Here is a 980-nt window from a genome sequence, read left to right as displayed (position 1 = left end):
CCAGCCTGTCCTGCTGCACCACGGGGCACCGCGCGGTGCGGTCTCCCGGATCGTGCGCGGTCAGGGCCATGGCCCGCACGGGCAGCGCATCGCGGTCACCGAGAAGCACGGGCGGACCCAGGAATTCGATGCGGTGGTCTCCACCACCCAGTCCTGGCTGCTGTCCACCGGCATCCACGTGGAGGAGTCCCTCTTCGAACCGAAGATGTGGACCGCGATCGAACGCAGCCACTACATGCAGTCCTCCAAGACCTTCGTGATGGTGGACCGGGCGTTCTGGAAGGACAAGGACCCCAATACTGGCCAGGACCTGATGTCCATGACCCTCACCGACCGGTTGAACCGGGCCACCTACCTGCTGGACAACGGCCCGGGCAAGCCGGCGGTGATCCTGCTGTCCTACACCTGGAACGATGACGCGCTGAAGTGGCTGTCCCTGGATGCCGAGCGCCGCACCGAGCTGATGCTGCACTCCCTGGAGCAGATCTACCCGGGCCTGGACATCCGCAGCCACATCGTGGGCACCCCGATCACCGTCTCCTGGGAGGCGGACCCGAACTTCATGGGCGCGTTCAAGGCCAACCTACCGGGCCACTACCGCTACCAGCAGCGGTTGTACACCCACTTCGACCAGCGGGGGCTGCCTGAATCGCAGCGCGGGATCTTCCTGGCCGGCGATGACATCTCCTGGACCGCGGGCTGGGCCGAGGGTGCGGTGACCACCGGGCTGAATGCCGTGCACGGGGTGATGCGCCACTTCGGCGGGGACAGCTTTGCGGCGAACCCGGGCCCGATCCACTTCCTGGAGGAATACGGGCCGATCGCGCTGGACTAGCGGATCCGGCCCTGGGGGCTGGCGGCCGCGGCGCGGATCATGTTTCGTGCTTCGGTCCCGGCCGCCAGCGCCTGGACCTGGGTGAGCGCCAGGTCGTAGACCAGCTCCATCACCCGGTGGGTGTTCCCGCCCACGTGTGCGGTGA

1 protein-coding gene is annotated in these 980 nt (G+C 67.4%); it reads left to right on the top strand.

Annotated elements, in window-relative coordinates; genetic code table 11:
• Positions 1-835: FAD-dependent oxidoreductase (locus JCM19049_RS15430; RefSeq protein WP_279403365.1), on the top strand; the 835-nt coding region annotated here is incomplete at its 5' end.
• Positions 836-980: the final 145 nt, after the last annotated feature.

Source organism: Arthrobacter sp. JCM 19049, assembly GCF_001310435.1.
The sequence above is the reverse complement of the archived record's forward strand: the minus strand, read 5'-3'. Positions and strand labels throughout refer to the sequence as shown.